General features: G+C 70.9%; 6 protein-coding genes. 2 read left to right on the top strand and 4 right to left on the bottom strand.

Going from position 1 to position 6,091, the window contains the following annotated elements:
* Positions 1–312: 312 nt before the first annotated feature.
* From infA to DKL51_RS03105, 3 genes are all read right to left on the bottom strand, one after another.
* The gene (infA, locus tag DKL51_RS03115; RefSeq protein ID WP_109945553.1) at positions 313–537 is read right to left on the bottom strand and encodes a translation initiation factor IF-1; all 225 of its coding nucleotides are present in this window, start codon (positions 535–537) and stop codon (positions 313–315) included.
* A 46-nt stretch (positions 538–583) separates the two neighbouring features.
* Positions 584–1,381 carry a GNAT family N-acetyltransferase gene (locus DKL51_RS03110; RefSeq protein ID WP_109945554.1) on the bottom strand — a complete coding sequence of 266 codons (798 nt, stop codon included), beginning with the start codon at positions 1,379–1,381 and terminating at the stop codon, positions 584–586.
* 413 nt (positions 1,382–1,794) lie between these two features.
* Positions 1,795–2,241, bottom strand: a complete 447-nt coding sequence (locus tag DKL51_RS03105; RefSeq protein WP_123809607.1) for a hypothetical protein — start codon at positions 2,239–2,241, stop codon at positions 1,795–1,797.
* A 212-nt stretch (positions 2,242–2,453) separates the two neighbouring features.
* On the opposite strand from DKL51_RS03105, the gene DKL51_RS03100 reads away from it, so the two are divergent.
* Together DKL51_RS03100 and DKL51_RS03095 are read left to right on the top strand one after the other, a co-directional pair.
* Entirely contained in the window at positions 2,454–2,792 is a 339-nt protein-coding gene (locus DKL51_RS03100) for a glyoxalase superfamily protein (protein WP_109945556.1), read from the top strand.
* Positions 2,793–2,837: 45 nt separating this feature from the next.
* On the top strand, positions 2,838–3,377 hold the full coding sequence (locus DKL51_RS03095; protein ID WP_123809608.1) for a DUF1707 SHOCT-like domain-containing protein: 540 nt from the start codon (positions 2,838–2,840) through the stop codon (positions 3,375–3,377).
* A 273-nt stretch (positions 3,378–3,650) separates the two neighbouring features.
* Here DKL51_RS03095 and DKL51_RS03090 read toward each other — a convergent pair whose 3' ends face one another.
* Positions 3,651–6,056: a M28 family peptidase gene (locus tag DKL51_RS03090; RefSeq protein WP_260428355.1), complete on the bottom strand. Its 2,406-nt coding sequence runs from the start codon at positions 6,054–6,056 to the stop codon at positions 3,651–3,653.
* Positions 6,057–6,091: the final 35 nt, after the last annotated feature.

Here is a 6,091-nt window from a genome sequence, read left to right as displayed (position 1 = left end):
CGGACCTACCGCGACCGCCGCATCCAACAAGGCCTCAGCACCACCGAAACCATGAGATGCCTCAAGCGCTACATCGCCCGAGAGATCTACACCCTGCTGACCGCTTGACGGACCATAGGAGCATCCGGGCCGCGGTCGTGCCACCAGGAGATAAGTAGCCGATGAACGTGCGTGTCGGGTCCGGCCAAGGACGAGAGACGACGGCGGCATCCGTGACCAAGCTCGGTGCCGAGACAGATGCCACCGTCGTGCTGCTCAGCGAGGCGCCTGTCCTACCTGCCGAGAACGTTCCGGTCCGATGGATGCCGATAGTCAGTTGCGGTAGCGGAAAAGGATCCGGCCGCGGTCGAGGTCGTACGGGCTGATTTCCACGAGCACGCGGTCAAACGGAAGGATCTTGATGTAGTTCTTCCGTATCTTCCCGCTGATGTGCGCCAGCACCTTGTGCCCGTTCTGGAGTTCCACTCTGAAGGTGGCGTTGCGAAGACACTCGAGAACGGTGCCCTCAAGTTGGATGCCGCCGTTAGCTTTGACCATGTTTCCTAGTACTCCGTTCGAAGACGGTTGGGTCGAGGAGAGGACGTCAACGGAGCACCAACTCCAGGTTGCTGCCCGTACGCCGGGCGCCGACGCCTTCGAACAGCGCGATCGCTGCGCCGTTGGACTGGTTAACATCCGCCGACGCCGTCGCGATCCCGCGCCGGTGGGCCGAACCCAGCACCTCGGCCAGTAACGCCCGAGCGATACCTCGGCGGCGCTGATCGGACCGGACCGCGATCAGACCGATCCGTGGTTGCCGCGCAAGCGGCGCTACGCGTACCAATCCCACATATTGATCGGACCATGCCGCCACGGCGTACTTCGCCGGGTCCGGTCGGGGAGGGCCGTCCGGACCGGACAACACCTCCGCCGGCATCTCCTGCCATCCGACAGTGGCTTCGATCTCGTCCCGGATGACGCGGTCCAATGCGCGGAGCGGACCCTCCTCGGCCTCGCCAACGGCCAACGTTGTCACGCCCCGCGGCGGTGGCGCCGAGCCGAGTCCCGTGATCCGCGGGTCGGTGGGCATGACGTACTCCCACTCGCGGCGGCGGGGCGCGAAGCCGGCTCGCTCCCACTGGAGCATCAGGTCGAGGTCGGCCTCGTCAACGACGGTGTACAGCGGCCTCGGCAGGTCCGCCAGCATGGTGTCGGCAAGCCGGTCGAAGACCACATCGTGCCATGCGTCGATGCTGAGAAAGAGCCGCCCGTCGGGACGGTGGGATACCTCGCCGCGGCCGACCACCTGGTCGTCCTCCAGAGCGTGCCATTGCCGCTCCGCGATCCGCGTGATGGCAACGGCATGCTCGCCCGTGCCGTTAAACAGGTGCGCAGAATCCATAGGGTGTCGCCTCTCGGGAGTGCCTTGTCCAGACGCTCCCGGGCGACACCTGCATCAATCGCCCGACCGTGACGACGAGGGGAGCACCCACATCGATACAACGTTCACGGTGCTCACCTCCTCGCGCAATGCCACGGCCGGACGCCAGGCTATCGGCGCGCACGGTGTCCCGTCTACTGCTTAACCGCTGACCAACCGAGCTCGCCAGTGCCCTCTTTTGCCGCTGACCGCGCGCCTCTGACGGACTGTCGAGTCCGCCCCGACGTCCGGCTGGGTAGTAACGCGGCGGGACATCTGGCTGGTCTCCGACGGCCGGCTCTGGCGGGTCCGTGGCCGCCTCGGTGGGGACGGAGGCCACGAGGTCTCCTACGACCGGCGGTCTCACTAGCTGTGCCGGCCGCTGCTGGTAGTGCTCAACGGCAGGCGTCTGCCCGGACGTGCACACCGCACCACGACGGCAGATCGGCTGCCCACACCCGCCAGCCGCCGGCGTCTCGACGGGTCTCGAACCGCCAGGCGTGTTCTGTGCCGCTCAAGCTGGTCTGCCCGTTCCACCAGATCGGGTGGACGTTCATGGTCACCTTTGCGCGGTCGTCGCCCTGGTCCTCGACGTCGATGGGTCCGACCGTCTCAAGCTTCGACGGAACCTTGGCGCGCTCCATCTCGCCGCGGTACTGACGCCACTGTCGCAGCAGCTCGTCATGACGGCTGGGGGCCAGAACCCGCGACAGTCCCAACTCTTCGCCGCTGCTCATCTTGAGCACGTAGACGTTCACCGCCGCGTCCGGCGTCGCCTCCCCGCGCTCTGCTTCGGCTTGCCGGAGAACAGCCCACGACACCGGCACGGCCACGATCCCCATACCCAGCACCGCTACGAGGGAGAGCACCACCCACGGCCAATGACGCGGCGATCGGACCAAGGCCGGCCTGCTGGCCGCCGCGCGGCGACCTGGCAGAGTTGGTCCCTCCCCTGGTCCCATACACGGCAAGGTATGGCTTCCAGAAGCCGCTGACCACCCTGCCGCAGGCGCGCGGGGCAGCGGCTGAGCCGCCACCACCGCACACTGCACCGATGAGGGAGCACCTAGCGCCTGTCCTTCGCGTCGCCGACGCCAACGCCTCAGTCGACTGGTATGGCCGGCTGGGCTTCATCAAACAGTGGGAACACCGGTTCGCGCCCGACCTGCCGCTCTATGTGAGCGTCATGAGGGAGGACATCGAGATCCACCTCTCCGAGCACACCGGAGATGCTCGGCCCGGCACACTCGTGTACCTCTACGTCCACGACGTCGACGCGGTCGGGGAGGCCTGCGGAGTTGCGGACATCGCCCACAAGGACTGGGGCCGCGAATTCGAGTTGGCGGACCCTGACGGCAATCGAATCCGAGTCGGCACCCCCTGGGACCGCTAGCGGTTTGGCGGTAGGTCGTAGGTTGGGCCCGTGGCGGGAGAGCTGATGCCAAGGCCCGAGATGCGAGTGTCCGATGCCGAACGGAACCGGGTCGTCGAGCAGCTGAATCAGGCGGTGGGCGAGGGACGGCTCACGCTCGCCGAGTTCGAGGACCGGATCGGGGGCGTGCTGGCCGCTCGTACCCACGCTGACCTGGCGCCCTTCATCGCGGACCTGCCGGTCGTGGTCGAGCCGCAGGTGCTCACGTTGCGATCCCGCGCCTCTTCGCTCAAGCGGGCCGGACGGTGGGTCGTGCCCCGTCAGGTGGTCGTCGAGGCCCGGTCGTCGAAGATCCGGCTGGACCTCACCGAGGCCGTGATCGCTGCACCAACGGTCCAGGTGACGCTCAACGTCCGGTCCAGTGCGGTGACGTTGGTGCTGCCGTACGGGGCGTCCGCCTCCCTGCACGAGGTCGAGATGTCGTCCAGCTCGGCCAAGCCGACGGTGCCTGAATCGGGCGGCCTGCACATCGTCGTGCGCGGCAGACTTCAGTCCTCGACTCTTAAGGTGCGATACCAACGGCGGTTCCTGCGCTGGCGGTGGTGACCGGTCCGGCGGTCCCCAACAGCAGGAAATTGTTCGCTCCCTTTGCTCTGCTGCAGCCGAGGCAACACTTCGGGGCTCCGGGTGTTGCCGTCGCTGCAGCAGAGCAAAGGAGGCAAGGGGTTGTCTGTGGGCGTCGGGCGGCGCAGCACCGGGCTGGCCGGGCGGGCTCCCAGCCAGGCGGTTCCGCGGCGCCGGCGGAGGGCCGGGCCTGACGCCCGGATCCGCCGGCGGAGGCCGGGGCTGACGCCTCAGCCCGGGCCGAACCGGGTGCGGTCAGAGGGGATAGGTGCGGGCGACCGCCAGCATCTCCGAGCTGTGCGAGCCGACCACGCCTACGTCCGACGGGCGGGGGCGGAAGCCCGGCACCTCGTCCAGGCCGTCGCTGGCGTCCATCGCCCGGAGCTGGGGACGGTGTCCGGGCGCCAGCACGAGGGTGATCTCGACGCCCTCCGCCGGCGGCGCATGGAAGACGATGCCGAAGCCCCACGGGCGCCCGTCCGTGGTTCGGGCGCCATCCACCCGTACGCCGTTGACCGTCGCCGACTTCACGAGCGTCGAGCCGTCCACATGCAGCGACAACAGCCGGACCGGGCGCTGGGGGGTGAGGCGTACCCGCAGCGTGCGCTGCTCGCCGGAGGTGGTGTCGGAGAGGATCTCGAGCTTGGGTGCGGGAAGGTTCGCCGCCTGCGCCGGGCCGGACCGCAGCTCGGCGTCCCCGAGTCCCGGGAAGTCCTCGACCTTCTGCCGCTTGTCGACGAACCCGGCGGTCCACGGTTGGGGATCGTCCTCGTGGCTGAGCCACTGGGCGCGGCCGGTGCCGGCGTCCAGGGCGTACATCAGATGGGTGGGCACCGGGTGCGCGGCGTCGAAACGGTCCACGCGCAGCCCGACCCCGGCGAAGACCACGGCGGCCAGCGCGGCCGCGAGCGTCGGCAGCACGCCCAGCCGGCGGGCCCGGAGCGCGAGCAGTCCGCGCTGCCCGCCGGCCTGCGGATGCAGCAGGTCGACCACCGGTAGCGCGGCCAGGCCGAGCAGCACCGCGAAGAGCGCCGCGACCCCGCCCATCGCCATCCCGAGCGCCGGGAAGAGCAGCACGACCGTCGGCAGCAGGATGACCACGCCGACCGCGCCGGCCAGGGTCACCGCGAGCACCGGCCAGGGCCCGTCGATCCGGGCGGCCAGCGCCGCCAGACCGGCCAGCGCGCCGGCCAGCGCCGGCAGGGTGGTCAGGTACGCCCCACCGGGCACCAGCACGGCGAGCAGCACCCCGAACAGGGCCAGCCACGCCAGCCCGCCGAACGCCAGCGCGGCCGGACCGGCCCAGCGGCGGGTCAGCGCGTACCAGGCGAGCAGGATCGCGGCGGCGAGCGCCACCACGGCGAGCCGGTACCAGACCGGCCGGTACGGGTCGAGCAGCTCGGCGTAGCCGGGGCGCAGCGCGGTGATGGCGCGCCAGAGCAGCTGCGCGCCCAGCGGGGCGAGGACGACCGGCACCAGGGCCAGCCCGAAGCCGGCCACCAGCCGGCGGGTGCTGGCCCGGCCGTGTCGCCGGAGCAGCCAGCCGAGGACGCCGACGGCCACCACGGCCAGCAGGGCCAGCGGCAGGATGAGCCAGCCGGGGTAGCGGACCAGCCCGCCCGGCACCGGGAAGTAGGTGGCGTCGTGGTCGGAGCCCAGCTTCTTCAGGTCGGTCCGGCCGAACTCGCGGGCCAACCCGAGCGCGTTGTCACCGTGCTGCTGGAGGCTGCCCCGGTCCATCGCCGCCGGGGTGTCCAGCGGGGTGTGGTAGACCGCGCCGCCGTCGATGTAAGCCGAGTTCAGCCCGACGAACCTGTGGTCGAGGAACGCGGTGAAGTCGGTGTCGTTCGGCAACGCCCGGTAGATCTCCACCGCGAAGGAGGTGCCGACCGGGTGCGGCGCCGCCCGGCCGAAGACGTCCACCAGCTTCGCGTTGTTCCGCGACGTCTCGAACATGATCACCGGGCCGGTCGAGCCGCGTGCCTCCAGATTGAGCACCACGCCGCCGTCGGCGGCCAGCGGGTGGCTGGCGGCGAACGCGGAGGCGCCGCAGAGGCACGCCTCCTCCGCGTCGGTGAGCACGAAGACGATGTCGTTGCGCGGCCGGGGCCCGGCGGCCAGCGCGCGGGCCACCTCCAGGATCGTCGACGTGCCGGCGGCGTCGTCGTTCCCGCCCGGCCCGGACTGCACCGAGTCGTAATGGGCCACCAGGAAGACCCGCCCGGTCGGGTCGGTCCCCGGCAGCCGGGCCACCACGTTGCGCACCCGGGCCAGGGTCGCCCCGGCGGCCGCCCCGCTGAGCTGCCCCGCCTCGGGCGCCACCGCGTCCTGCACCTCGGTCTGCAGGCCCAGGCCGCGCAGTACGCCCACGACATGTTCGCGGACCTGGTCGTTGGCGGCGCTGCCGGCGACGTGCGGCCGGGCGGCGATCACCTGCACGTTCCGGTACGCCCGCTCGGCGCTGAAGTCGCCCGCCGGCGCGTTCGCCGGACGCGGCGTCGGGGTATGGAGGTCGACCAGCACTCCGGCGCCCACGGCGAGCAGCGCGGCGAGCGCGGCGAGCGCGGCGAGCGGCCGGCGGCGGGGTCGAGCCAGCGACCGGTCGGCGGGGCTGGACCCGACCAGCGGCCGGGCGACGGGGCGGGTGGGGGGTGCGCCCACGGGGACTCCTCGGGGGTGGGGCCAGGGGTGGGATC

This window comes from Micromonospora globispora (assembly GCF_003857015.1).
Classification (GTDB): domain Bacteria; phylum Actinomycetota; class Actinomycetes; order Mycobacteriales; family Micromonosporaceae; genus Micromonospora; species Micromonospora globispora.
Note: the sequence above shows the minus strand (reverse complement) of the source record. Positions and strands in the feature narration are given on the sequence as shown.